Here is a 24,808-nt window from a genome sequence, read left to right on the forward strand (position 1 = left end):
TTATGATGATTGTCTATGTGATTGAAATTAGGTTTTACCTATAAAAATGACTTACCACATGATGCATATTTAATTTATTTTTAATTTAAATACTTTTATATTTCAATATATTAAAATAAATAATTTTTCAAAAACATTAAGGGGCTTATGTAGATACTATTGTTACACTAACGAATTACTATCATCTAAGACAGAAACAAGAGAGTCATTCATTAACGTAACCGCAATTATTGAACCATCAATTTCGTAATAAGTACAGTGTATTTTTGGAATTTTAAACTTAATTTCATTCCCAACATAAATAAACGTGCACAGTTGATCATCTAATTTTTCCAGCACATAATCATCAATATTAAAGGTAAATGGCTGAAAAGAAAATAATGCTTTATAGATACTCTCCATACAGCAAAAAACAACTGTTGATAAGTAAATTTTATCTGTATTTTGGTCTAAATAACTCTCATATTTTCGTAGATAATCAATCATAAAATGGCGTACTTTTCTATGATAATAAAGATACTCAATATCAACACCAATATAGCAAACTTCCGGTATATGACTTAAGAGCAGTGCGGTAAGCTGCTTACCATGACTGACACTGCAATAGCTATTAACAGAAGCATAATCAGTACTAAAAAGTTTTTTTAATAAGATCAAGCTATATTGCTTAGCAAATTCTCGTTGGCGTATAGCATTACTGGCTTGGCTCATAAAAGAAGGTAACTTTATAGAGTGATGTTTTTTTTCATTTAGTAAAGTATTTTCAGTATATGAAAATAAGCAAAGAAACAGATTTGATTTTAAATTAATAAAAATCCTTATCATTTTACCCCCGATGATATGAATTTTATTTTACCTGTATTAGTTGTAGGAATAAGGGGGATAGTATTTACTATAAAGTCGTAACGGTACCAAGACTGTAATAGCAAATTTTTTATATTACTCACCGTTTCTTTTCCTACAGTTGATTCAATATTTATCTCAATGAAACCTTCAGAGTTTTTGCTAAAGTAATGACGGACATAACCCAGTTCCTGCATAATTTGATTAGATATTTCTTTTTCAGGGAAAAATTTTCCATTAATTTTAAACTCGTTCACAGTACGTGAAATCCAATAATAACAATCGTCACTATCTTTTTCGAAGAGATCACCAGAGTTAAACCAGCCATCACTATGTAAGAGAGTCAGGTTACTATCGACATATCCATCGGCAGAATATGGTGTTTGATAGTGCATTTGACTAAAGCCAGTTGTAAAATCAGTATTTTTTTTCAATTGAATTTGAATTTTGTCAGATATAACAAAACCTGGAGCCACCACGCTATTACGGCTTCTTTTTTCGATATCGCTAGTTGTTTCAAATTTATGGCAAAATAAACGAGGGCCAGATTCAGTCTGACCAAAATTGTTCCATAATACATCACAACAATTCATTATTTGTGTCGCTTGAAAGGTGAGTAAACAATCTGATGCATTTAGAATGGTTGCTAACCGTGTACGGCTTTCAGTTAGTACTTTACTTAGTGGAAGCATAAAATCACCAATCAAGGGCAGGGTATTGATAGAATAAAAATGAATTATTTCATTAATACTGTTTAATCGATAGTGTTCGAATATTAATCCTCCTTCTGAAATTAGCGTGCTTAACATAGTAGATAGCCCATACATATACTGTACAGGGAAAATACACAGGGTATTATTGTCAGAAGTTATCTTCAGATAACACCGGACTTTTTCAGCATTCGCGGTAAGTCTAATTTCCTTGTATTGCATCAGCTTGGGCTTACCGGTTGTCCCAGAAGTCATAAAATAAAAATAGGCATATGGAAACGGAGTAAAATCGTCTGTAGATCTGATATAATTTGAACCAGCACAATGAGAAGTAAGGACAATCTTCTTATTTATAGGGATTCTTGCTTGACATGCTAGATTCATCACGTAAGCAGCAATATTATCCTCTTTTACCAACATTTGGACTGTGGTGATATCACGAATATTCACAATCATCGCTTTTAGTTTAAGTGCAGAAGCAAGAAAATAATAGAGCATTCCTTCTAAATTATTTCTGATTAGAAAAACGAATAGCGCTTTTCGATTAGTCTTATAATGAGCAGAGTGAGTGAGGATCTGTGTGATACCACTTTGAACCATTGCCGTAAAATCGGTACCATTATAACTTTGATTTTTAACTTTAACGCGCCAATTGTTCTGTAATAAAGATACGATAGTTAACATATCAATTATTCTCAATAATGTTAGGATTGCCGAGTACTAAGCTGGCTGCACTACCACCCATACCAAATGAATTTTTTATCGCATAATGCAAAGGCATATAAGTATGTTGTCTAACTAGCGAGATATGTTCCGGCAATTGGGGATCTGGTTCATCAAGGTTTAAAATACCGGGTAGGAAATTATGCTGAAATGCCACAATAACTGTAAGTATTTCCATAGCACCAGCTGTCGCGATCAGATGACCATGATTTGATTTGGTTGCAATAATTGCCGGTTGATATTCACCAAATACTCTGGAAATAGCCCGGGATTCATGAAGATCATTTTGTACCGTTGATGTACCATGAGCACTAACAAAATCGATATGACTCTTAGCAATCTTCGCATCTTTCAGTGCCCTTTCCATCGAAAGCCTCATTTCTAGTTCATCATGGTGTGGTGCCACTATATTTTCAGCGCACAAGGAACTGCCATATCCCAGTAACCACACCAGTGGTATTCCTTGGCGTGCTCGAACGGCTGATTCTTTTTCAATAACAAATAAAACTGCACCTTCTGCTAATACAAAGCCACTACGATTGCGATCAAAGGGACGTGATAGTTGTGAACCCGTATAACGATTATCAGTCGTAATGACCCCCATCCCTTCTAAGCGTGCCACATTTAATGGGGTAACCTTAGCAGAAACCCCTCCTGTGATAGCCGCCTTTATCTGGCCTCTCTGGATAGCACGCATAGCCAATCCGATACTTTGCGTTGAGGCTGAACAAAGTCCAAGATGAGCAAAACTGGTGCCAGTGTACGGAATAATATTATGAATAGATTTAAGAATGGCACCGCAGTCTAGGTCGAATAATTCTCTGACCTTAAAATGTTCAATTGATGCTTTGATACGATTTTCTCTAGTGGCATTCAATGGTAGTTTTTTAGTAAATTCAATACACTGCTCTATATCCATAGCAGGTTCATCTGTGCCAATTATACAACCTATTTCATTGGATGAATAATAATCCGTTAACCTTATCTGACGGGAAAGTTCAATAGCTGCTTTTTCTGCATAGAAAAGCTCACCATTACGGAAATGTTTTTTCTTTGGCCACTGAAGTAATTCATTCCCTTCATCGGGTATGCCAGCATAAGATGAACTCAGAGAGTGATGGTCAAATTTTTTAATAGGCTTAACTCCACTGATATTATTTTTCAAATTAAAATATATATCTTCCAATTTATTACCGAGTGGAGTGATTGCACTATATAAACTAATACACAACGGGTCGTAAGGTAGATTTTTATCCATTTTCACGTCACTTTTTAGTTAAAAAAACACATCCCAAACCGTAATTTATTCCTGTGCCATTTAACAATAATCTGCAACCATTAGGAATTTCCGGGTCATTCAGGCAACATAGAATATCAAGGATATTGTTTAGCCTACCGGTATAACCTGTAATTAATTTGTAATTCATAATTTTTGCATCTGGAAATATCTTTTCTATTGAATTATATTCAGCTTCTTTTTGTTCTAAAATCCCATTATCATAACTGATTATTATATCTGGAGTACCGTATTTCTTTTTTTGTTCGACAAAAATATTTTTCCAATCTTCATGTGTGTATTTTACTTTCGGGGCATAATGAATAATAATGGAAATTATTTCAGCTAGTGCTTCATGCGGATCATGATCCAAATGGAGAATAACACTACCCCAGCTAGGAATAATACCTGAGTTCATTGACGCATTTTCACGAATTTCACCAAATTTACCAAATACGGTTAAGATATCAGAACTTAACATATTTGCGCTATTTATAATTAATGCTCCTTGCTTAACATCATTATGAATAATGTCTTCTTTGGCCATTTTTAAAGCACTCATGCCACTTAATGATGCAGAACGCAAAGGAATTCCCTCTTCATGGTTAGAGAGTATCTTGGAAATATGATAAAGAGGGTTAGTCGGCAATAAGCGAAGCATTTCCAATGGGTTATCTAACTTATTAAAATAAGATAGATTTTTCCAAAAATCATCAGCTCCCTTATGAACAACCTCTTTCAACGTATTCAAATTATGTTCTTCACTATCACAAGCTGAATAAAGTCTTGCTTTTGATAAAAATTTAAGATTGGTTTTTTTTCCCAGATCAGCTAATGCATTGATTGATAATTTAGATATAGTATTTAATACAGCCCGATCTTCTCGTTTAATCAATGTAAGATCACTGATAGAAATTTTAGATTCAGAATAAATATTTACTAATGGAAAATTTCTAGCCGTTTTAGATTTGTAGATCATTAATGAAAGTAAATCTGCACTACTTTTAGCATACTGATGATAAACACCATAATTTTTAATATATGATCTTCTCATATTTTATTCCGAGTTTTGTAGAGAATGAACTAATTTTTTATTTATATAATAAATAGTGAAGTATTTGTATAATTCTTTAAACTCTACTTCAAAATCATTAATTACAGATTTATCGGAAAATTTTAGTTGTCTGTTTAGATGGGAAATCCCTTCGGATGTCCATTTTTTATCTTTAAATGAATAGTTTTCTTCCAGTGTAGCCATTTTATTTATAGGCCATAAGGTATCAGGGGTAATATCAATATTAAGATTTTTCTTCAACTCAAAAGAAAAATCAATAAAATCGATAGATGTCATATCATAATCTAAGAACAATGACTTATTTACATCTATTTTTGTATCTTCACTAATGTACATAACGTCTTTGAATATTTTTTCTATCACAGAAATATACATATTAGATTAACCTCTCACCGTTTCCTAATGTTAACGTGATACCTGTAGTAGTTATTTGGTTATTAATAAAAGAGTTTATAGTATTAACAATGTCTTGTGGTAAAAGTAGTTGACGAGTGGGGATGTTTTTTTCAATGTCACGTAAAGTGATACCTTTTTTATCACAATATTCTTTTAACATATGTGTTTTTATATAACCGGGGCTAAGGCATAAAGTTCGTATGTTAAATCTTGCAAACTCTAATGCTATATTAGACATATATCGCTCCATAGCCATTTTTGTTGCTCCATAAACACTATTACCAATGTTTATCTTGTGAGCAGCCACGGAACTAATATAAATAAATTTTGCTTCTGATTCTTTGTATAATTTCATGTTTTTAGCAATGACATTAAAAATAAGTGTAGCAGAAATAAAATTTATCCAGGTGATGTTTTTTATAGTATCTGGATCTAAATCATCACACAGTTTAGCTGGGTTAATCCCTGCACAATAAATTGTTACATTAATTTTTTCGCTCTCAATAAGTTGACAGAATTCAATGACTCGTTCTTCGTTCATTAAATTAAGTTGTACTGATTTTACGCGAGCACCATATTTTTCTTCTATATTTTTTACTTTTTCATCTCCTTTCCACCAAGTAAATATAATATCATAATCTTGCTTAATTAGATCATTAATTACCGCCTCTCCTATTTCTGAAGTACCAGCCAAAATTAGTGCCGAACGTTTATTTCTTAATTTCAATTCACTATCAACAATTAATTTCATAATAAAATCCCATCAAAATAGAATCGTCATTTATTTTATCGGAACGTTATTTCCCATAATCAGTTACATTTTTCCTTATCAATTACATTGATTGATTTTTATGTTATAATTTTTATGAGTAATTACTTTAGCTGGTTCTGTCGCATTAGCGGAACATCAGGCAAGTTCCGCTAATGCGACAGAACCACAAAATGCGACCTCTACAATTATTATTTAAATTTTCACTTCTATCGGTACGTAATAGCAGATGCTGCAAAAACCGAATGAAATAAGCCCCGATAAGAATATCGGGGCTTATTAGCTTTAGCGCTTATTCGCAACTTTAACTGATTAGTACACTACCATAGCTTTTTGCGTACGCGTAAGCTTTTTGTGCTCTCGGATTTCATCATCCATTTCTAACTTAATATCGAGCATAGCCAGACATCCCTGTACAAAACTTTCTCCCTTTTGTAACCGGGAACGCACTTCAATATCCGATACTTCAAGTAAACGCGCTATGCACCGTTTGGAAAGCCCTAAAGAATAGTACATAAATAAAACTTCAATTTCTTCAGACTTATCTACCGTCTGTAGCTTTGCTATACAAGAATCAATTATCAAGCCGTCGTTATCACAGCAGGAAGGACGCAATGGACGAGTTGACGTAATCAGACCTTTAAATCCAGCAGCGATTGGCGGCCAATTGACACCTGTGGCATCATCAACCCAACCGCCCCAACGCTCTAAAACTTGTTGAATATTGCGCATACATTTTGACCTTTTAACTTTTAGTAACAAATAGTAGTAAAAATTATTTTCGGTATGGTCTCATGCATCCATGCATTCGGTATTATAACAAATTTCTCATTCTCTATTTCTGTGTTTCTTTGTTGCTTAACTACATCGTTTAAATACATCTTCTTACTGAATCTATTAAATGAAAACACTAAACATCCTCTATTCTAATCAGGCTTAATTTTAGAGGTAAACTCATAACATCGTTGTTAAACCAGATGGCTACAAGGTGTTTCTCTTCCTCATCTAAACATTCCTTATTTAACTTTATAAGCTTCTTTTAACCCTCTAATATACCTTCTTTGAAAACAATCAGAACCTAAAAAAACACAAACTCTCTTTATTGATTCTCGAAAGTTTTCAAACAACATACCAGCCTCTCTTATTATAAGATAAAAAAATACATTAAATAAAAAATAGCACATATTTTCTATCTCATAGATATTAGAGCGTAAAAAACATTCTGGATCGGCTTTAAAATCGGTCGTGAAATGCGGGTTTTCACACCGAAAGCAAGGATACAGAAACCATACCATTGGTATGGTAATAAACAACAAACCAGCGTAAATACGGGATTTAACCAACAGTGTTTCAAATATCTTAGATAAATTAAACAAAGTATTTAAAGCATAAATAGAGCTAATGTTGCCAACAGAAAATTACCAATTATCGGGTAAATATCCATGCGAAAAGTTTTAACGCCGTCAGATATATCCTTCTTTGACCAACGAGTTTTTCAACTCATACTATTCAATAGATAGTTTGCAGAAAATATTTTTCTAGTCTAAAGCTATTTTTATCTAATACGTTTTTACTATATCAATATCTTCCACTATCTCTGCCATGTCTCATCTCTCTTTTCCCCGACGCTCATCAGACTAATAGATAAATACACGCCATAGCAAACATTTTCTTACGTCTGAAAGACTGACATCACAAACACTAATATTTTTCTCTGTTAACTTTGACAAGCATAAATAAACCCGTATCACCTGAAAGTTTGTATTTATTTTATTTCGGGTTTATCTGTTTCAATCTGATGAACTGTTAATTTTATGCAGGTATCTATACCTTAAATTTAATATTCGTTTTAATAAGAAATTGTAACGAAAAACAGCGAATTCTTCTGGATATATAAACAGTATTTCTGAACGACAGGTATAAAAAAAGCCGCCATCTTCTATAAAGATGGCGGCTTCTCATTTGATTTGGTGCCGGCTACCGGAGTCGAACTGGTGACCTACTGATTACAAGTCAGTTGCTCTACCAACTGAGCTAAGCCGGCGTATTTCAGAGTAGCCCCTGAAAGCGAGCGCAGTATATGACAATCTGATGCAAATAATCAAGCATAAATAATAAATTATGTAAAAACACCGCCAAAACCCTATTATTAGTGGCCTATTCAACAACATACAACTATCTCAAGGCACCCTGGCAAGGCTACTGCCGCATATCCTCAGTATCAAAAATGCATCACTTCTGACAAATCAAAAATAACAAAGAAATGCTTTATTACAATTTGTCACCTATCAGAAGAGAGCTGCTGGTCATAAAGCAGCCTTATTGTCTGACAGCAATTTTTCCACTTAGCTTTAATTTATTACCATCCGGAAATAGTTGACTACTATAAATTCAATATGATATTTAAATTAGACGCAAATCAAAAAAACTAAATCAGGTATGCGCTAGGATTAGGTATAAATTAGATCATTTCTACATGTTATTATAACTCAAATTATTAATTATGAGGTAAATTATGCCGGGCAAAAATAACTTAATTGCACATCAAGTTTTTTTTACCTTCAAGGATGGAATAAGCTGGGATAGTGAAAAGGCTATATTAGCAGAGAAAGTGACTTTAAATCATATAAATGAGATAAGTGAAATTAAAGGATGGTTTTGTGGTCGCAGTACGGTAGATAGAAAGCAATCAGTTGATTTTAGTTTAATTGGTTACTTTGAAAGCTATGAAGACCTGAATATATATATAAATCATCCGGATCATGTAAAAGGCGTGGTGCTATGGAAAGAAATCAGTACATGGACCGTTTCGGATATTATTATCGACAAAAATAAATTTATCAATTTTACTCAGTTAATAGGAAAGTAGTATGGAGTTTGACGAAAGTCTGCATAAAAGCGTAGTCGTTATTGCGGATAGCCTACCACTCGGTTTGGCAATGAATGCCTTAAGTGTCATTAGTGTTTCAATCGGTAAAACTATTAACGGAATCGTCGGGCACGATGTTTTTAGTAAAGACAGCATTTGTTATCCCGGTGTTGTTAAAACGCCTCTGCCTATTTTGAAAGCAAGCCATGATGTCCTGGATGCTATTCATCATAAATTAAAGTCTGACGATAATTTTAAGTTGAGCCCTTTTTCCTGCCTGGCTCAATCATGCAGAACATATGAGGAATACGAAGGGAAATTATCTGCTGAACATTCGGATGAATTAAAGTTATCTGGAATTGGCATAGTTGGACCAAAGAAAGATATCAATAAACTCACTGGCAACTTACCACTTTACAGGTAACACATTATGTATTCTATTTTTAGAAGCGATCTTCATGAGTCAGGGCTGAAATACCTGACTGAATTAAAACAATATATGTCTGGCAAGATAGATATATCTGCACTGGAAGAAATACAATATAAAAAATTGAAAGAAATCATCAATTATGTAAAAGATGGATCATCTTTCTATAATGAGCGTCTGAATGCAATAAATTCGAATGATGATAACCTATCTTCACTCATTGAAAAACTTCCCTTTACAACAAAGTCAGATTTAAGTAAAGCAGGGAACACAATATCTTCTGATAGCCTGAGTAACGCCTGGATATATTATGAAACAACAGGTACCACCGGGCCTTCAACACCTTGTCCCCGTAATGAAATAGATTCTTTGGTGAATAATAGTTTTCTGACACTGCAATATGAGTCTATTTTTAATCAGGAAGGTAAACAACATATTATTGGCGTTATGGGTCCAACAGAATTGCACTCCACCGGCGATACATTTGAAGATGTATTTCGCAGCTTAGGGCATACCGTCATCAAAATGTGGCCTCGTTCACCTGTTGTCGGTATGCACAGAGTGCTGAGGCTGATACAAGATCTCAAAATAACTGCTTTAGTTTGTACCCCTGCGGTCGCTGCTGAGTTGCTAAAATATTGCCGGGACAATGGATGTAATCCACAGAAATTAGGTATCGAAATCATTTTAGTGCTTGGCGAACTTATTACACCAAACAGATTAAGAAATTTATCCCGCAACTGGGGAGCTAAAATTTACAACTGCATGTATGCATCGCAAGAAACCTCTATTTTAGCGGCTTGTAATGATACTAATAAGCTTATTACTATTCCATTCAATAATTACTATGAGCTGATTTGTCCTTTTACTCATCAAAAGTTAAATGTTGATGATAACCACGTTGCCGGCGAATTAGTAATTACACATTTATATAAAGGGAATAAGCCACTGATTCGATATAGGACCGGGGATATGGTTCGATGCAAAGCAATTGGCTTAGATCGCTGGGAAATAGAGCCTATCGGCAGAGTAAAAGATGTATTAGTGTTGAACAATGCCAATGTGTACGCTTTTGATATTGAAAACGCAGTATTCGAAGAGCTTGAATATTGTTTTGAATACTTTATCGAAATCAACAATATATCTGGTACAGATGAACTGAGAATAACATTAGAGCCAAGTGATGAATTACATGATGCTTCACTCATTAGTAAAATAAAAGAAAAAATGGAATCCAAGTTCAATATGAAGGTCAATGTACATGTAGGCGATGTCGGCGGGTTGATTGGCACAGCGGCAATGGTCAGCTGGAAAGCCGCACGGATCCATGACCTGAGAGATGATAGCAACAATATTGAGCGAAATTCAGCTTTAGAAATCATGAAAAAGAGGGCCGCTAAATGACAACCAATATCGTTAGTCCGGTTCATAAAGATTGGATCGTATTTCTGGACGGAGAATATATCAACTTTAGCAGCGCAACCTTTCTTGCAAGTACCCAAGCTTTAAATTATGGCACTGGTATATTCGAAGGGATACGCGCTTATTGGGATCAGGATAATAACCAGCTCAATTTATTTAGAGTACATGAACATTATGAGCGGTTAATTCAATCGGCAAAAACACTGAAAATTGAATTACCTTATACTAGTCATGAATTGACCGATATTACCAAAAATATTATTATTAAAAACGGATTTAAACAAGATATTTATATAAGACCATTAGCGCTTAAAAAATCATTAATGCCTGGTGAGAAATTTGGCGTTAAGTTAAGTGGTGTAGACTCAACCCTCTGTATTAATATGTTACCTATGGGCGCTTATGCTAAAAAAACAGCGTCTAAGTGTCTTATTTCAAAATGGCGACGTGTATCAAATGCAGCAATTCCCTCTTCTGCAAAAATTACCGGCACCTATGTTAATTCTGCACTTGCTTACGAAGATGCCAAAGAACATGGATTTGATGACGCGATTATGCTGAATGAACAAGGCATGTGTGCAGAAGCAAGTACCTCCAATGTTTTTATTGTGAAAGATAATTGTGTTATTACACCATCGCTTGACTCTGGCATTCTTAATGGTATAACCAGACAATCTGTTTTCGATATTTGTAAATTCCACAATATTTCCTGTATTGAGTCAGAAATTCAACAAAAGGATCTCTATGAAGCAGATGCCTGTTTCTTAACAGGTACCGGCATTGAAATATCAATTGTTTCGCAAATAGATAATATATCCTATATTCAAAAAGAAGATTCTATAGCCAACATTATCACTAAAGATTATCAAGAAATAGTGAGAGGCAGAATCGGTGAGTTTTCACATTGGTTAAGTCCGGTTTATTAGTGTAAGTCCAGGAGATACCATGGAATGTGTTTTTTTTAGTTTCGACAAAGATGCATTTGATGTTTTAAATATAGCGACTTTAGGGCCGTCAGGTACAAGTAGTGAGCAATCCGCTATCCGTTTTGGTGAGTTTGCAATTGAGAATAAAATAGCCAAAAGTTATCAGATTGTTCTATGTAATACTTACGAAGAAGCTAGCAGTCAGATTATTTTGAAAAACTGCCAGGCATTGGTGGTAGCCAATGCTTATTATAACATTAGTGAGTTTTATATGGACAATAGATTTAATTTGTCAGCCGCATTTTTAAATTACACACCGAATTATGGGATAGCTATTCGTGACGAATTGGCTAAAGCTAACATCGTCATTGCAACCCATCCGGCACCAAAGGCGTTAATCCCAGAATTGTTGCCTGATAACCTGAAAATAGCAGATATTATTTTTAAAGATTCAACCAGTTCAGCCGCGAAAGCGGTCGCCAATTCAGAGGTAGATGCCGCACTAACGACAGAAGTGGCAGCAAAATTACACAAACTAAAATTTATTTCTCATATTCGACCAATTAAAATGCTTTGGTCAGTATTTACGTCTGCATAAGAGCCAACATCGCTCTGAAATATGCAACTATATAGATCTATTTAAAATTTCGATATACGGAGGTTATTATGTCTTTACTTACTTTACACTCAATTACTACCACACCTGAAAAGAGCAAGAAATTACTTCAGAGTTCCATTGATGATTTTGGCTGGGTACCTAACCAAAGTGGTTATATGTCAGAATCTCCTTCACTATTAGCCGCTTATCAACGCGCACATGACCTATTTATTGATAGCTCACTGAATGAAGAAGAAAAAGCGGTAGTGTGGATTACAACTGGAATAGAAAATAATTGTGATTATACCGTTCAGGCACATGCTTTTATTGCCGTTCATAATGGTGTGGATAAAAAAACAGTTAAAGCATTAATTGAAAAAACCGATGATCTCTCCCCACGATTATTAGCACTGCGTGAATTCACTGTAGAAGTTATTTACTGCCGGGGACAATTGAAAAGAAGTGCCATTGATCTGTTCTTAAGCCGTGGTTTCAGTAAAGAGAATATGTTGGATGTTGTGTTAGGTGTTTCTCAAAAGAATATGTCTACCATTCTCAATAGTATTGCCGGAACTGAAATTGATGATAATTTCAAGCTGGGCGACCTCTAACTGATCACTGATATTGAAAGGCATCATATATGCTTTATGTCGATAAAGAAGCCGTTGTACGTTATTTGACGATAGAACTTAGTATTAAGCTAAGTGAAATAGCCTTTAAATTGCAATCGGAAAGGAAAGTAGAGCAACCTTTACGCAATATCGTGAAAGGCGAAGACGGCAGCTTAATGGGCACTATGCCAATTTATATAAAGGAAGGGCCATATCAAGGATTTGGGTTAAAGTCGGTGGTAGTGAGGTTTCAAAGTAATGGAAATAAGCCTTCACACGTTGGCAGTGTGCTGGTTTACGACGAGCCAGGTGTTTCAGGTATGGCTGTAGTGGATGCCGGAGCTATCACCGAAATTCGTACCGCAGCCGCTTCTGCTTATGCAACCCATCTTCTCGCTGCAAAAGATGCCAGCCGGTTGGCGATACTTGGCACTGGCCTACAGGCCAGAGCACATTTGCAAGCCATGCTATACGTTCGTCCGATTAAGGAGGTCACGCTATGGGGTCGCAGTGAGGAAAGATGCCGTGAGTTTGCCACATGGTGTGATAAAACTCTCAATCTTGCTATTTCGATCAAAGCCTCTCCGGCTGAGGCGGTGCTCAATAGTGACATTATTTGCACAACCACAGCATCACGAGAGCCTATAATCAGTAGAAAAGAGTTACCGGCTAAATGCCATGTCAACGCCATTGGCGCTTCGGCATTGGGGTTCCAGGAACTGAACGAAGATGTGTATAGCAATACCACCCTGTTTACTGATTCCAACGAATCAGTATTAGCTGCCTCGCAATCTGTCATTAAAGCACGGGAGAAAGGCATTCTCAGCGAATCAGCGATTGGGATAGAAATTGGTACCGTTTCTCAATATCATGCCAGTTTGTCCGGGCAAGGTGTAACTGTATTCCAATCCGTCGGTTTGGCAGTCCAGGATATGGTATTTTCCCGGGAAGTCATTCGACAACTAACAAAAATGCCTTAACTATTTCAGATAAAACTGTCACTTGCATACGCAAGTGACATTATCTGAGTTTCATTATTTCGATGTGTTATTTTTGAGAGGAACTATATGCTAGAAGTGTCACAAATACTCACTTATACAGCGGCACTTGCTGTTGCGGCCGCGATACCAGGCCCTGGTATGGCTGCCGTGGTTGCCAGAAGCGTGAATGGTGGCGCGTTAACTGCATTTAGTATGTTGTTTGGTCTGGTTATTGGCGATCTAACTTATTTGTCTTTTGCTGTATTTGGTTTGTCCATTATTGCCAACCACTTTGATACCTTATTTGCAGTTGTGAAATGGGGCGCTTCATTATATTTGAGTTATTTGGCATGGCAATTCTGGTTTGCAGATCATCAACCCATTGCTGAAGGCCAATCAACAAATAAAAAAGAACTGGCTGCGGCATGGTTATCTGGTCTAACCATAACGTTAGGCAACCCTAAAACTATCGCCTTCTATCTTGCACTGTTACCTTTGGTCATTAACATGGAATCTATCTCGTTGCAAATCTGGGGTTTCATGTTGGTACCATTGACTATTTTTGTCTTACTCGCCGTGGGAGCGGTATTTATCTTCGGCGCCCTCAGTATTCGGCATCTGTTATCAAGCCAGCGTGCGCAACAGCTTATGTATAGGGGCGCATCGGTTATTATGTTAGGGGCTGCGGTCGCTATGCTGATTCAAAAAGCTTAGTTTCTTACTCTTTCCACGGTCTATTTCCACGGTTTTATTGAATAAGAATCTGTCCCAGCTGACGTTGTTGTTGCATGTCATTCTTATCAATAAATCGTGGACACCACAATGAAAAAACCCCATGCACAATATGCACGGGGTTAGTATTTGGCGGAAGGATAGAGATTCGAACTCTAGGATGGTTTCCCATCGGCGGTTTTCAAGACCGCTGCCTTCGACCGCTCGGCCATCCTTCCATGGCGCAGGATTATGCTCTATAGCACGATAATATGTCTAGTCTTTATCACCAAAATTCTGTTATTTTTTTACTGTTTGCTCAATCCTCAATCGACAATATCATTCCCTGCCCCGATCCTGCTAGAATTAACATAAATACATCGGATCATCAGATTCACCAACTTAACGAGCTCGCTAGCACAGCCAAGCAATTATCAAGGCTTTTACTCAACGAATGTATAACAAACAATCATCTATTAATTCATCAACCATAAACCGTTACTATGGCCTGTTCATTGTTCTGCTTTTTGTTTCGCTGTTTTTATACAGCTATAACTACTTCAACGCCTGGCTGATGGGAAAAAAGTATGCGCTGAATAGCGTTTCAACCAAAATAGTATTACAGATAGAAGATTATCGTTACCACGCTAATGCTATCTTTGAACAAGCCAATATCTCATCTTTTAAACCGCAGGCGCCCGTTTCAACAATGAAGCTACGGCCTGATGTTTACTGGCTTGAGAGTCGTTATCAAACTGTCGATACAATTATCTTTGGTCACCATAGCGTTGCAAGCGCTGAGTTGACGCAACGCCTTTCCAGTTATATGGAGATTCTATGGGGTGCCCGCAATGAATACAATTCGATGTACTATCTGAATGGTAAAGATAACAGTCTGTTTCTGATAACAACTTATTCTATTCTTAAACCAGAATTAAAATTCAAAGAAAGTTATCTCACACTGACTGCCGAATCGAAACGTGCAGAAATGCTGATGCAATCCACCGCGTTAGATGAACGAGAAAATATTTCATCAATCCGCAAGCTCAGCGGCGAGAATATCTATTTCTATACTTACCGGGCAACGTTCAATTCACCCGGGCAATTGGCAACTGTTATCGCTTTTGATCTGCCTATTTGTCATCTTCTTCCTATGGATATGGCGGCAAAAAGCTTCAGCTTATTATCTGACGATACAAAAAATTTCCAGGAAACTAATAAAGTGAATATCTCACAGAATGGCTTCTGGCTCGAATTTTCTCAACCGCTCAATGGTACGCAATACAAACTACTGTATCGGATATCACTCAAAGATTTACTGATCGATTTATTATACAGAAACATCTGGCTATTACTGGCTGATTCAATCTTTATTATCCTGTCCTTGGGGGGGCTTATTTATATTCGCAGAAAATATATTGCCCCAAATGCACTTATGAATCACGAGCTGCAAATCAAAGATACGTTAAGTCACGAGATTATCTCCAACATCCCAATTGGCTTACTGATTTATGATTTCTCAATAAATCAGACAATAATGAGCAATAATATTGCCGATCATCTGTTGCCTGATATCGATTTAAACAAAATCAAAATGATGGCAAAACAGCATCATGGCGTCATTCAGACATCCATTGACGATGCAGTCTATGAAATTAAAGTGTACAATATCCACCTATTGCCAGAGACTTATCTGTTTTTACTCCAAGATAAAGACCAAGAGGCATTAATTAACAGACGGTTACAACTTGCTCATCTGGAACACGATAAGAGCGTACAAGCCCGGCGTTTTATGCTGACTAACATTCGTTCTGAGTTAAAACAACCAATAAAGGAATTAAATAACATCGCTTGCCAGCTGAAGCAAATGCTCATAGAAGAAAGTAGTGATCGTATCGTTGACAATTTATTAGCTAAATCCACATATATATCCGATTGGGTCGAGAATATCTCATTACTCAATGAATTAGAATCAGGTGACTGGCAAGCAAAAAATGAGTCGTTTTCATTGTCATCCACATTAGAAGATATTCTTAAAGAAGTATTTCCAAAGATGAATAATAAGGGATTGAATTATTATTATCATTGTAATATTAATCCTGAGTCATTATTTATTGGCGATGGATTAATCATCCGTAAAATGGTCCTGATATTGGTTAATTATTCAATCACGATCACACCTTATGGAAAAATATCACTCATAGTTAACTATTCTCAGGAATACAAAGATCATATCCAGATAGAAGTAATAGATACAGGTTCCGGACTTAATTCAAAAGAATTGACCAACTTGAATTACCCATTTTTAATCAAAACAACCAGTGATAAATATCAATCTAATTCAGGAATGACCTTCTATCTATGTAACCAATTATGTAGAAAATTAAATGGTCATTTTACTATAAACAGCAAACCCAACCTTGGTACACATTACACTATCAGTCTACCTTTGGTAATCGGCCAAGACCAATGCCCACAACTACTGGAAGACATTACCGCTTTGCTGGATATCAGTAATACTGAAATCTGTCAGATTACACAGAATCACCTGAATCATTATGGCGCGGCTTACTTTGATAAAAAGAAAGAAAATATGAGTAGAGAATACGATATCATATTGACCGATAAACCGTATAGCTCGGCAAAATCAACTATATTATTGGTTGATAATCTGGCTGGCTTTGAGCAGATAAAACCTGACTATATTCGGTGTAATTACAATCTAAGCGAAGCTGTTATCAATGCCATTTCGTTATTAATTGAGAGAAGCTTCAGTTTTAACGAATTGGATGTCGATTTAGAAATGTCAGTATTTAACGATAAAAACCCTGATTACGATTTTGACAATGTTATAAATAGTTATCAAAAACAGTTGGCTAATAGCGATTACCGACAATTATTTATCGAGACAGTACCGATAGATATTAATAAACTGTATACTGATATAGAGCAATATGATTTGGTATCACTTTCGCAAACAGCACACCGCCTGAAAGGCGTCTTTGCTATGTTAGACCTGGAATTCCTCAAACTTTCTTGCGAAACACTGGAACAACGCATAACAGACAGTAACAAAATAGAGATTAAAAATAGCATTAGCCACATCGACGCCATCGTCAAACAGCTATTGCAGCAGGGTAACTAATAAGATGAATAACCTTAACGTCATTATTGCTGATGACCATCCAATTGTTCTGTTTGGCATCCGCAAATCACTTGAACGGCTTGATTGGATCAACGTTGTAGCCGAGTCTGAAGACTCGACTACATTGATCAACAATCTGTCCTGTATTAAAGCAAACGTTCTGATCACTGATTTATCCATGCCTGGCGACACCTATGGTGATGGCATCAATTTGATTAAATACATCAAACGCCATTATCCCAGGCTATCAATCATTGTTCTGACTATGAACAATAACCCAGCAATTTTAAGTGCTGTACTTGAACTTGATATTGAAGGAATAGTCTTAAAACAAGGAGCGCCAACAGATTTACCTGATGTACTGACTGCCCTGAAACAAGGGGAAAAATTTATGCCGGAGAGCGTTTCCGAACTATTGAAAAAAGTGACGAAAGCCCCCTACGGCGATAAACCATTATCACAAAAAGAGAGCGAGGTCATACGCCTGTTTGCCCAAGGCTTCCTAGTAACAGACATTGCCAAAAAACTCAATCGCAGTGTCAAAACAATCAGCAGCCAGAAAAAATCAGCAATGGTGAAGCTAGGAGTCAATAACGATATTGCGCTACTCAATTATCTTGCTTCTGTCGCTATTAATACGGATGCTCATGCTCAGTAAATACCGTCCGTTATTTTAATATGAAAGTCATTCTGATGCCCGGCGGCGGTTACTTGTTCCGGGCATTATTTCAGGCGCCAATATTCCCGACCTTACTCAGTATTTGTCTAAGCGTAATCAGGGAAACAGGCTTAGACAAACAGTCATTCATTCCTGCATCAATACAGCGTTGCTTTTCTTCTGCAAGTGCATTTGCTGTAATACCAATAATCGGCAGCTCATACTCTGCATTCCGTAAATGCGTTGTCAACGCATAACCGTCCATATTAGGCATATTGACATCCGTGAGAATGATATCAACACGCCATTTCTGCAAATATTCCAGCGCATCTAATCCATCATTCGCCATCGCTGTCTGAAAACCAATAGATTTCAACTGGTCAGTCAATAAATGGCGGTTGATAGGATGATCATCCACCACCAAAACCATAATCATATTAAACTGGGTGTTTGCCGGTAAAACAGGCGATACGATATTCAACACTTCCTCGTTGCTACCGGGTGAAATCAGTCTCTCAATCAGAATGGGTAAATCATGCAAATGGTAAGTATTATGCAGCCAATAGCTTTTTCTGATTTGTTCCGGCGAGCCAATATAGTCCGTCGATAGCTCAACACAAGCATATGCAGGGGAAGTCACGGCATCAGGGAAATCGCTGATAATAATTTCACTGCCATCGGTATTCTCCCCACTATATAAAACAGTATGTAAATTATAATGAATCAGAAAACGCTGTAAAAAATCCTCAAGATAAAGATTACGTATAGCCAGGATAACTTTTTGCTTTTGCTGACACTGATTCATTAACTGAATTTTCGGCCTGTATTTCGCGTTGTATAAAGGTAAACGGATAGAGAACATACTGCCTATCTGTGGCTGTGAAATCACTTCAATATCACCATCCATCAGGCTGATCAATTTTTCACAAATCGCCAGGCCAAGACCAGTTCCTTGAGATGAGCTTTCCGTATTTGGCATGATTTGAAAAAACGGATCAAACAACTGAATCAACGCCTTATCTGAAATGCCGACTCCCGTATCCTTGATTCTGACATATAAATAATCACTATCTACTGTCACATGGATAATCACACACCCGGTATCGGTGAACTTGATCGCATTATTTAACAAGTTAGATATGACCTGTTGCAATCGAACAGGATCATTGCGGATATAATCCGGTACATCCGGTTCGATATAGCAATATAAGGTCAACGGCTTTTTCACAACTAACGGCAGATAGTTAGAAATAACATGTGAGATAACTTCCTGACAGGAAAATTCTCTAGATTCAATTTTGAGCTGTTTAGATTCAATCTTTGAGAAATCGAGAATATCACTGATAATTTTCAGCAACAGAGCTGAAGAGTTACTCATTGTTGATAACAAACGGACAGACTCAGCCGGCAATGAATGAGCTTGTAACAACTCCAAATTGCCAATAATACCGTAAAGCGGCGTTCTCAATTCGTGGCTGACCGTGGCCAAAAACATCGATTTAGAATAGTTAGCCTGTTCCGATGCTAATGCCATTTCTTGTAATGATTTTTCCATCCGTACACGGACACTGATATCAACCAATACACAAATTGCCACCTCTTCATTTCTGTAGCGGGAATGGACAAAACTGATTTGCAAATGATGATGATTACTGGTTACCACATCAACATAACTGCTGGTTCTGTCACAAATAATATGAATAATACGCTCCCGGTCTTCATGAGTCAGCATTCTCAAATAATTATGCGCCAACTCATTACTCAGAATATTACTGCCATCACTTACCCGCAATATACTGATCCCAACTGGGGCTGAAGCGACAATTTTATGATTAAACTGTTCATGCTCCTCCAGACGAATAGCATTTTCTTCAGCTGGAACAAACATCTTGCGCTCAAACAGATACACCAAAATCATAATGACAAAAGCAGACAGTACATTAAGCACAATACTGCTAATAATCTGTAGTTTAAAACCCTCGAAAATGTTTTTCAGTGGCAGCGCATAAATGATACTGAATGAAGATGGCATTAGCCGGCGTTTTAACAATAAATCAGTAAAATTATCATCATAGCCAAAATAAGGTGCTTCCAGCTGATAATCGGCATAATGAAGTTGGTACTCATCATTTGCCGGATAGTGCAAAACAGGTTGATTACTGTGATTTAATAAGGTTATTGAAATCGGACGGTCTTGTCTTTGAATAAAAGTATCTAATCTGATGAACTGTTCAATACCTATCATTGCAACCATCCGACCATTGACATACACCGGCGCCAACACATAGAGATGGCCGCTATCAGATCTTGCTCCAGGCGTAACCCAGTAAACATTTCGTTCTTTACCCTGATCTTTCAGGCTAATCAGTCTGCGTGAATTTTCATAGACTATTTTTTTCAGCGTATCAGGTTCAGTTGTGGTATTACGAATAGAAAAATTCACCATACACATACTTTTCGTTCCCACCAAGAAAACCTGATTCAACCCCTGAGGAGCGGCAAGATTATCTTTCCAGTAAAAGATCAGGTTATTCAACGAATTTAAATAACTATGGGTATTTTTGCGAAAGGTATGGCAATCAGCACTTTGATTCAAAGGATGATAAGAAAACTCCGGGTTATTATGCGGAAAATCGAGAATGGCAATTTTTTCATTAGAATTCAGTAAATGCTTTTCTGTCATATATTGAATATCCCGCAGAACACTTGCTGTATGACGCACATAAGAGAGTGTGGAATCATAATTAGCATTGTATTCTTGCCGGATATCAGACTTTACTTCATTAAAAATGTTAACCAGGTAAAAAGCCGTTAATAAGACGCCTAATGCCCACAGCATAAAGCCAAGCACCCGGAAAAGATAACGGGATATTTTCAGTGATGTACGAAAAGAAGAAAGATATCTCAAAAGGCTACCTGATAACAACGAACATCATTCAACGTAATTAATGACAGGATATACCAGAGTTCAAGGATCACAAAGAATCACCTGTTGCATATTTCGATATTTATCAAAATCTTTTTTTAAAAAAAAACAGGCACCGAAGTACCTGTTTCTTAATTGAGTGAAAATAATGTCTTCACTTAAACCGGATCAGCTGACTCGCTGCTGCCAGCATCAGGTGAATGGGTATTGTCGTTTTCCAACGCCTCCCCTTCTTCTGCCAGCCCATCTTCATCATCTTCAGGTTCAGCAACCCGTTGCAAACCGACAACTTTCTCATCCTCAGCGGTACGAATCAGTGTTACACCCTGAGTATTCCGGCCAACAACGCTGACTTCAGAAACCCTGGTACGCACCAATGTGCCAGCATCGGTAATCATCATAATCTGATCGGTGGGCTCAACCTGAATTGCGCCGACCACATTACCATTACGCTCGCTGACTTTAATTGAGATAACCCCCTGAGTTGCACGGGATTTAATTGGATACTCGCTTTCAGCGGTACGTTTGCCGTAACCATTTTCAGTGACTGTCAGAATCTCCCCTTCTCCACGCGGGATAATCAGAGAAACGACTTTGTCTTCACCACTCAGTTTGATACCACGTACACCGGTAGCTGTACGTCCCATTGAACGAACAGCGCCCTCTTCAAAGCGGACAACTTTACCATCAGCGGAGAACAACATGACTTCGTTACTGCCGTTAGTCAGGTCAACGCCGATCAGCTCATCACCCTCATTGAGATTAACCGCGAGAATACCAGCACTGCGCGGACGGCTGAAATCTTGTAACGCCGTTTTCTTCACTGTCCCACTGGCCGTAGCCATAAAGACATACAGCCCTTCTTCATATTCCCGCACCGGCAGAATGGCAGTAATGCGTTCATCCTGCTCCAATGGCAAAAGGTTAACAATCGGACGGCCGCGGGCGCCACGGCTGGCCTCAGGTAATTGATAAACCTTCATCCAGTACAAGCGGCCACGGCTGGAGAAGCAAAGGATCGTATCGTGAGTATTCGCCACCAGCAGCCTTTCAATGAAATCTTCTTCTTTGATACGTGCTGCGGATTTCCCTTTACCACCACGGCGTTGCGCTTCATAGTCAGACAAAGGCTGATATTTGACATACCCCTGATGTGACAACGTGACAACAACATCTTCCTGATTAATCAGATCTTCGATATTGATATCAGCGGTGTTCTCCGTGATTTCAGTACGGCGGGCGTCATTATATTGCGCTTTGACTGCCAACAGCTCTTCACGGATCACTTCCATCAGGCGCTCCGGGCTTTCCAGAATAAACATTAATTCACTGATTAATGTCAGCAATTCACGGTATTCATCCAGCAATTTTTCATGCTCAAGGCCAGTCAGTTTCTGCAAACGCAGATCCAGAATTGCCTGTGCCTGTTGCTCGGTCAGATAATATTTACCTTCATGCACGCCATATTGGGGTTCCAACCATTCAGGACGAGCGGCATTATCACCAGCACGTTCAAGCATGGAAGCAACATTGCCTAATTCCCACGGTTGAGCCGCTAACGCAGCTTTTGCCTCGGCGGGTGACGGAGCACGGCGAATCAATTCGATAATCGGATCGATATTCACCAGCGCCACCGCCAATGCTTCAAGAATATGAGCACGCTCACGGGCTTTACGTAATTCAAAGAGAGTACGACGAGTAACCACTTCACGGCGGTGACAGACGAACGCGGAAAGAATATCTTTCAGATTCAGCAGCTTTGGTTGCCCCTGATGCAGAGCCACCATGTTGATACCAAAAGAAACCTGAAGCTGAGTCAGGGAATAGAGGTTATTCAGAACCACTTCACCCACCGCATCACGTTTCACTTCAATCACAATACGCATGCCGTCTTTATCAGATTCGTCACGAAGAGCGCTAATCCCTTCGATACGTTTTTCTTTCACCAGCTCGGCAATTTTTTCAATCAGACGGGCTTTGTTAACCTGATAAGGAATTTCGTGAACCAGGATAGTTTCGCGACCATTTTTCTCATCGACTTCGATTTCAGCACGGGCGCGGATATAAATTTTACCGCGGCCAGTCCGGTAAGCCTCCTGAATACCCCGACGACCATTAATGATCGCGGCAGTCGGGAAATCCGGGCCAGGAATATACTGCATCAGCCCTTCAATGCTGATGTTTTCATCTTCAATATAAGCCAGACAACCATCAATAACTTCGGATAAGTTATGAGGAGGAATGTTAGTCGCCATACCTACTGCGATACCCGAAGAGCCGTTGATCAGCAGATTAGGTACTTTGGTCGGCATAACTTCCGGGATCTGCTCTGTACCATCATAGTTCGGCACAAAATCAACAGTCTCTTTTTCCAGATCCGCCAGCAGCTCATGGGCAATTTTCGACATACGCACTTCGGTGTAACGCATCGCCGCAGCTGAGTCACCATCGACTGACCCAAAGTTACCCTGACCATCTACCAACATATAGCGCAGGGAAAACGGCTGCGCCATACGAACAATCGTGTCGTAGACCGCGCTGTCCCCATGTGGGTGGTATTTACCGATGACGTCGCCGACAACACGGGCAGACTTCTTATAGGGTTTATTCCAATCATTTCCCAGTACACTCATTGCGAAAAGTACGCGACGGTGTACCGGCTTCAGTCCATCTCGAACATCTGGTAGTGCGCGCCCGACGATAACAGACATCGCATAATCCAGATACGAGCTCTTCAGCTCTTCTTCGATATTGACCGGTGTGATTTCTCTGGCAATGTCGCTCATGAAGCCCACTATCCCTCATAATTCCGGATTCAAAGGTTTAGAACTATACCACAAATCAACAGTTTTATAAAAATCAGATACGGGTATTTAAAAATTAAGCCATGTATACTATGACAAGAATGGAGTAAATCCACCTGTAAAGTAAGTTTAAGGAGCGACAACCACTGATGAACGTTAAAACCCCTTCCACAACAAGCAATGTTGATCAACAGGAAATAGAGAAATTTGAAGCAGTTGCTTCCCGCTGGTGGGATTTGGACGGCGAATTTCAGCCGCTGCACCGGATTAACCCGCTGCGCCTGAATTATATTTTGCAGCGTTCCGGCGGCATTTTCGGTAAGAAAATTCTGGATGTCGGTTGTGGCGGCGGCATTTTGTCGGAAAGCATGGCCCGTGAAAGCGCAGAAGTGACCGGGCTTGATATGGGTACTGAGCCGCTTCAGGTTGCCAGACTGCACGCCCTTGAAACAGGCATCCCTGTAACTTATGTACAGGAAACCGTGGAAAGCCACGCAGAAAAATATCCACAGGCTTATGATATCGTCACCTGTATGGAAATGCTGGAGCACGTACCGGACCCACAGTCGGTTGTCCGTGCCTGTGCACAGTTAGTCAAACCCAGTGGACACGTCTTTTTCTCTACCATTAACCGCAACAAGAAAGCCTGGCTTATGGCGGTAGTCGGTGCGGAATATATTCTGAAAATGGTGCCGAAGGGAACCCATGACGCAAAGAAATTTATCCGCCCATCAGAATTAATAGGTTGGATTGATAGCACACCACTGCAAGAACAGCACATTATCGGCCTGCATTACAACCCGCTAATAGATAAATTTACCCTCGGCCACAATGTCGATGTTAATTATATGTTACATACCCAGTATGTCTGACATATTCATCTAATCGATGAATAAAACGGCAAATAAATCCTGTTTTCAGGAATTTTTTTACCCATTT

The 24,808-nt window shown here is 38.1% G+C and carries 20 protein-coding genes and 2 tRNA genes; 11 read left to right on the top strand and 11 right to left on the bottom strand.

Annotated features, from left to right (window positions below; all coding sequences use genetic code 11):
* Positions 1 to 162 precede the first annotated feature (162 nt).
* The 8 genes from ABR397_RS14120 to ABR397_RS14155 form a co-directional block, all read right to left on the bottom strand.
* Positions 163 to 825 (bottom strand): hypothetical protein, encoded by a 663-nt coding sequence (locus ABR397_RS14120; RefSeq protein WP_350306287.1) that lies wholly within the window; start codon positions 823 to 825, stop codon positions 163 to 165.
* Complete coding sequence (locus ABR397_RS14125; protein ID WP_350306288.1) at positions 822 to 2,237, bottom strand: AMP-binding protein; 1,416 nt, start codon at positions 2,235 to 2,237, stop codon at positions 822 to 824. Before ABR397_RS14125 ends, ABR397_RS14120 begins: the two co-directional genes overlap by 4 nt.
* A 1-nt stretch (position 2,238) precedes the next feature.
* Positions 2,239 to 3,534 carry a beta-ketoacyl-[acyl-carrier-protein] synthase family protein gene (locus tag ABR397_RS14130; protein WP_350306289.1) on the bottom strand — a complete coding sequence of 432 codons (1,296 nt, stop codon included), beginning with the start codon at positions 3,532 to 3,534 and terminating at the stop codon, positions 2,239 to 2,241.
* Between the two features lie 7 nt (positions 3,535 to 3,541).
* Positions 3,542 to 4,606 carry a hypothetical protein gene (locus ABR397_RS14135; protein ID WP_350306290.1) on the bottom strand — a complete coding sequence of 355 codons (1,065 nt, stop codon included), beginning with the start codon at positions 4,604 to 4,606 and terminating at the stop codon, positions 3,542 to 3,544.
* Positions 4,607 to 4,609: 3 nt separating this feature from the next.
* Complete coding sequence (locus ABR397_RS14140; RefSeq protein WP_350306291.1) at positions 4,610 to 5,002, bottom strand: acyl carrier protein; 393 nt, start codon at positions 5,000 to 5,002, stop codon at positions 4,610 to 4,612.
* Between the two features lies 1 nt (position 5,003).
* Positions 5,004 to 5,774: an SDR family oxidoreductase gene (locus ABR397_RS14145; RefSeq protein ID WP_350306292.1), complete on the bottom strand. Its 771-nt coding sequence runs from the start codon at positions 5,772 to 5,774 to the stop codon at positions 5,004 to 5,006.
* Between the two features lie 330 nt (positions 5,775 to 6,104).
* Positions 6,105 to 6,524 (bottom strand): antiterminator Q family protein, encoded by a 420-nt coding sequence (locus ABR397_RS14150; protein WP_350306293.1) that lies wholly within the window; start codon positions 6,522 to 6,524, stop codon positions 6,105 to 6,107.
* A gap of 1,236 nt (positions 6,525 to 7,760) precedes the next feature.
* A tRNA-Thr gene (locus ABR397_RS14155) sits at positions 7,761 to 7,836 on the bottom strand.
* Positions 7,837 to 8,307: 471 nt separating this feature from the next.
* Between ABR397_RS14155 and ABR397_RS14160 the strand changes: the two genes are divergently transcribed.
* The 8 genes from ABR397_RS14160 to ABR397_RS14195 all read left to right on the top strand — a co-directional run bounded on the left by ABR397_RS14160 (position 8,308) and on the right by ABR397_RS14195 (position 14,339).
* On the top strand, positions 8,308 to 8,661 hold the full coding sequence (locus ABR397_RS14160) for a Dabb family protein (RefSeq protein ID WP_350306294.1): 354 nt from the start codon (positions 8,308 to 8,310) through the stop codon (positions 8,659 to 8,661).
* A 1-nt stretch (position 8,662) separates the two neighbouring features.
* The gene (locus ABR397_RS14165; protein ID WP_021325278.1) at positions 8,663 to 9,085 is read left to right on the top strand and encodes a DUF2000 domain-containing protein; all 423 of its coding nucleotides are present in this window, start codon (positions 8,663 to 8,665) and stop codon (positions 9,083 to 9,085) included.
* A 6-nt stretch (positions 9,086 to 9,091) separates the two neighbouring features.
* Complete coding sequence (locus tag ABR397_RS14170; RefSeq protein WP_350306295.1) at positions 9,092 to 10,492, top strand: phenylacetate--CoA ligase family protein; 1,401 nt, start codon at positions 9,092 to 9,094, stop codon at positions 10,490 to 10,492.
* Positions 10,489 to 11,436 carry a branched-chain amino acid transaminase gene (locus ABR397_RS14175; RefSeq protein WP_350306296.1) on the top strand — a complete coding sequence of 316 codons (948 nt, stop codon included), beginning with the start codon at positions 10,489 to 10,491 and terminating at the stop codon, positions 11,434 to 11,436. Before ABR397_RS14170 ends, ABR397_RS14175 begins: the two co-directional genes overlap by 4 nt.
* Before the next feature lie 19 nt (positions 11,437 to 11,455).
* A complete protein-coding gene (locus ABR397_RS14180) occupies positions 11,456 to 12,034 on the top strand; it encodes a prephenate decarboxylase (RefSeq protein WP_350306297.1) in 579 nt (192 codons plus the stop codon).
* A gap of 68 nt (positions 12,035 to 12,102) precedes the next feature.
* On the top strand, positions 12,103 to 12,645 hold the full coding sequence (locus tag ABR397_RS14185; RefSeq protein WP_350306298.1) for a carboxymuconolactone decarboxylase family protein: 543 nt from the start codon (positions 12,103 to 12,105) through the stop codon (positions 12,643 to 12,645).
* A gap of 29 nt (positions 12,646 to 12,674) precedes the next feature.
* The gene (locus ABR397_RS14190) at positions 12,675 to 13,625 is read left to right on the top strand and encodes an ornithine cyclodeaminase family protein (RefSeq protein WP_350306299.1); all 951 of its coding nucleotides are present in this window, start codon (positions 12,675 to 12,677) and stop codon (positions 13,623 to 13,625) included.
* Positions 13,626 to 13,712: 87 nt separating this feature from the next.
* Complete coding sequence (locus tag ABR397_RS14195) at positions 13,713 to 14,339, top strand: LysE family translocator (protein ID WP_350306300.1); 627 nt, start codon at positions 13,713 to 13,715, stop codon at positions 14,337 to 14,339.
* A 148-nt stretch (positions 14,340 to 14,487) separates the two neighbouring features.
* On the opposite strand, the gene ABR397_RS14200 is transcribed toward ABR397_RS14195, so the two are convergent.
* Positions 14,488 to 14,575: transfer RNA gene (locus ABR397_RS14200), tRNA-Ser, on the bottom strand.
* A 215-nt stretch (positions 14,576 to 14,790) separates the two neighbouring features.
* On the opposite strand from ABR397_RS14200, the gene rcsD reads away from it, so the two are divergent.
* Positions 14,791 to 17,481, top strand: coding sequence for a phosphotransferase RcsD (rcsD, locus tag ABR397_RS14205; RefSeq protein WP_350306301.1), 2,691 nt, complete (start codon positions 14,791 to 14,793; stop codon positions 17,479 to 17,481).
* A gap of 4 nt (positions 17,482 to 17,485) precedes the next feature.
* Positions 17,486 to 18,139, top strand: coding sequence for a response regulator transcription factor RcsB (gene rcsB, locus ABR397_RS14210; RefSeq protein ID WP_350306302.1), 654 nt, complete (start codon positions 17,486 to 17,488; stop codon positions 18,137 to 18,139).
* A 70-nt stretch (positions 18,140 to 18,209) separates the two neighbouring features.
* On the opposite strand, the gene rcsC is transcribed toward rcsB, so the two are convergent.
* The gene (gene rcsC / locus ABR397_RS14215) at positions 18,210 to 21,047 is read right to left on the bottom strand and encodes a two-component system sensor histidine kinase RcsC (RefSeq protein ID WP_350306303.1); all 2,838 of its coding nucleotides are present in this window, start codon (positions 21,045 to 21,047) and stop codon (positions 18,210 to 18,212) included.
* A 176-nt stretch (positions 21,048 to 21,223) separates the two neighbouring features.
* On the bottom strand, positions 21,224 to 23,851 hold the full coding sequence (gyrA, locus tag ABR397_RS14220) for a DNA topoisomerase (ATP-hydrolyzing) subunit A (protein ID WP_350306304.1): 2,628 nt from the start codon (positions 23,849 to 23,851) through the stop codon (positions 21,224 to 21,226).
* Between the two features lie 167 nt (positions 23,852 to 24,018).
* Between gyrA and ubiG the strand changes: the two genes are divergently transcribed.
* Complete coding sequence (gene ubiG, locus ABR397_RS14225; RefSeq protein WP_350306305.1) at positions 24,019 to 24,741, top strand: bifunctional 2-polyprenyl-6-hydroxyphenol methylase/3-demethylubiquinol 3-O-methyltransferase UbiG; 723 nt, start codon at positions 24,019 to 24,021, stop codon at positions 24,739 to 24,741.
* The last annotated feature ends 67 nt before the right edge of the window (positions 24,742 to 24,808 follow it).

This window comes from Photorhabdus viridis, from assembly GCF_040256935.1.
GTDB classification, from domain to species: domain Bacteria; phylum Pseudomonadota; class Gammaproteobacteria; order Enterobacterales; family Enterobacteriaceae; genus Photorhabdus; species Photorhabdus viridis.

Bases quoted from the DNA above. Each gene is read 5' to 3' on its own strand.
- ABR397_RS14120 (WP_350306287.1), bottom strand. From the start codon at position 825: ATGATAAGGATTTTTATTAATTTAAAATCAAATCTGTTTCTTTGCTTA.
- ABR397_RS14125 (WP_350306288.1), bottom strand. From the start codon at position 2,237: ATGTTAACTATCGTATCTTTATTACAGAACAATTGGCGCGTTAAAGTT.
- ABR397_RS14130 (WP_350306289.1), bottom strand. From the start codon at position 3,534: ATGGATAAAAATCTACCTTACGACCCGTTGTGTATTAGTTTATATAGT.
- ABR397_RS14135 (WP_350306290.1), bottom strand. From the start codon at position 4,606: ATGAGAAGATCATATATTAAAAATTATGGTGTTTATCATCAGTATGCT.
- ABR397_RS14140 (WP_350306291.1), bottom strand. From the start codon at position 5,002: ATGTATATTTCTGTGATAGAAAAAATATTCAAAGACGTTATGTACATT.
- ABR397_RS14145 (WP_350306292.1), bottom strand. From the start codon at position 5,774: ATGAAATTAATTGTTGATAGTGAATTGAAATTAAGAAATAAACGTTCG.
- ABR397_RS14150 (WP_350306293.1), bottom strand. From the start codon at position 6,524: ATGCGCAATATTCAACAAGTTTTAGAGCGTTGGGGCGGTTGGGTTGAT.
- ABR397_RS14160 (WP_350306294.1), top strand. From the start codon at position 8,308: ATGCCGGGCAAAAATAACTTAATTGCACATCAAGTTTTTTTTACCTTC.
- ABR397_RS14165 (WP_021325278.1), top strand. From the start codon at position 8,663: ATGGAGTTTGACGAAAGTCTGCATAAAAGCGTAGTCGTTATTGCGGAT.
- ABR397_RS14170 (WP_350306295.1), top strand. From the start codon at position 9,092: ATGTATTCTATTTTTAGAAGCGATCTTCATGAGTCAGGGCTGAAATAC.
- ABR397_RS14175 (WP_350306296.1), top strand. From the start codon at position 10,489: ATGACAACCAATATCGTTAGTCCGGTTCATAAAGATTGGATCGTATTT.
- ABR397_RS14180 (WP_350306297.1), top strand. From the start codon at position 11,456: ATGGAATGTGTTTTTTTTAGTTTCGACAAAGATGCATTTGATGTTTTA.
- ABR397_RS14185 (WP_350306298.1), top strand. From the start codon at position 12,103: ATGTCTTTACTTACTTTACACTCAATTACTACCACACCTGAAAAGAGC.
- ABR397_RS14190 (WP_350306299.1), top strand. From the start codon at position 12,675: ATGCTTTATGTCGATAAAGAAGCCGTTGTACGTTATTTGACGATAGAA.
- ABR397_RS14195 (WP_350306300.1), top strand. From the start codon at position 13,713: ATGCTAGAAGTGTCACAAATACTCACTTATACAGCGGCACTTGCTGTT.
- rcsD (WP_350306301.1), top strand. From the start codon at position 14,791: ATGTATAACAAACAATCATCTATTAATTCATCAACCATAAACCGTTAC.
- rcsB (WP_350306302.1), top strand. From the start codon at position 17,486: ATGAATAACCTTAACGTCATTATTGCTGATGACCATCCAATTGTTCTG.
- gyrA (WP_350306304.1), bottom strand. From the start codon at position 23,851: ATGAGCGACATTGCCAGAGAAATCACACCGGTCAATATCGAAGAAGAG.
- ubiG (WP_350306305.1), top strand. From the start codon at position 24,019: ATGAACGTTAAAACCCCTTCCACAACAAGCAATGTTGATCAACAGGAA.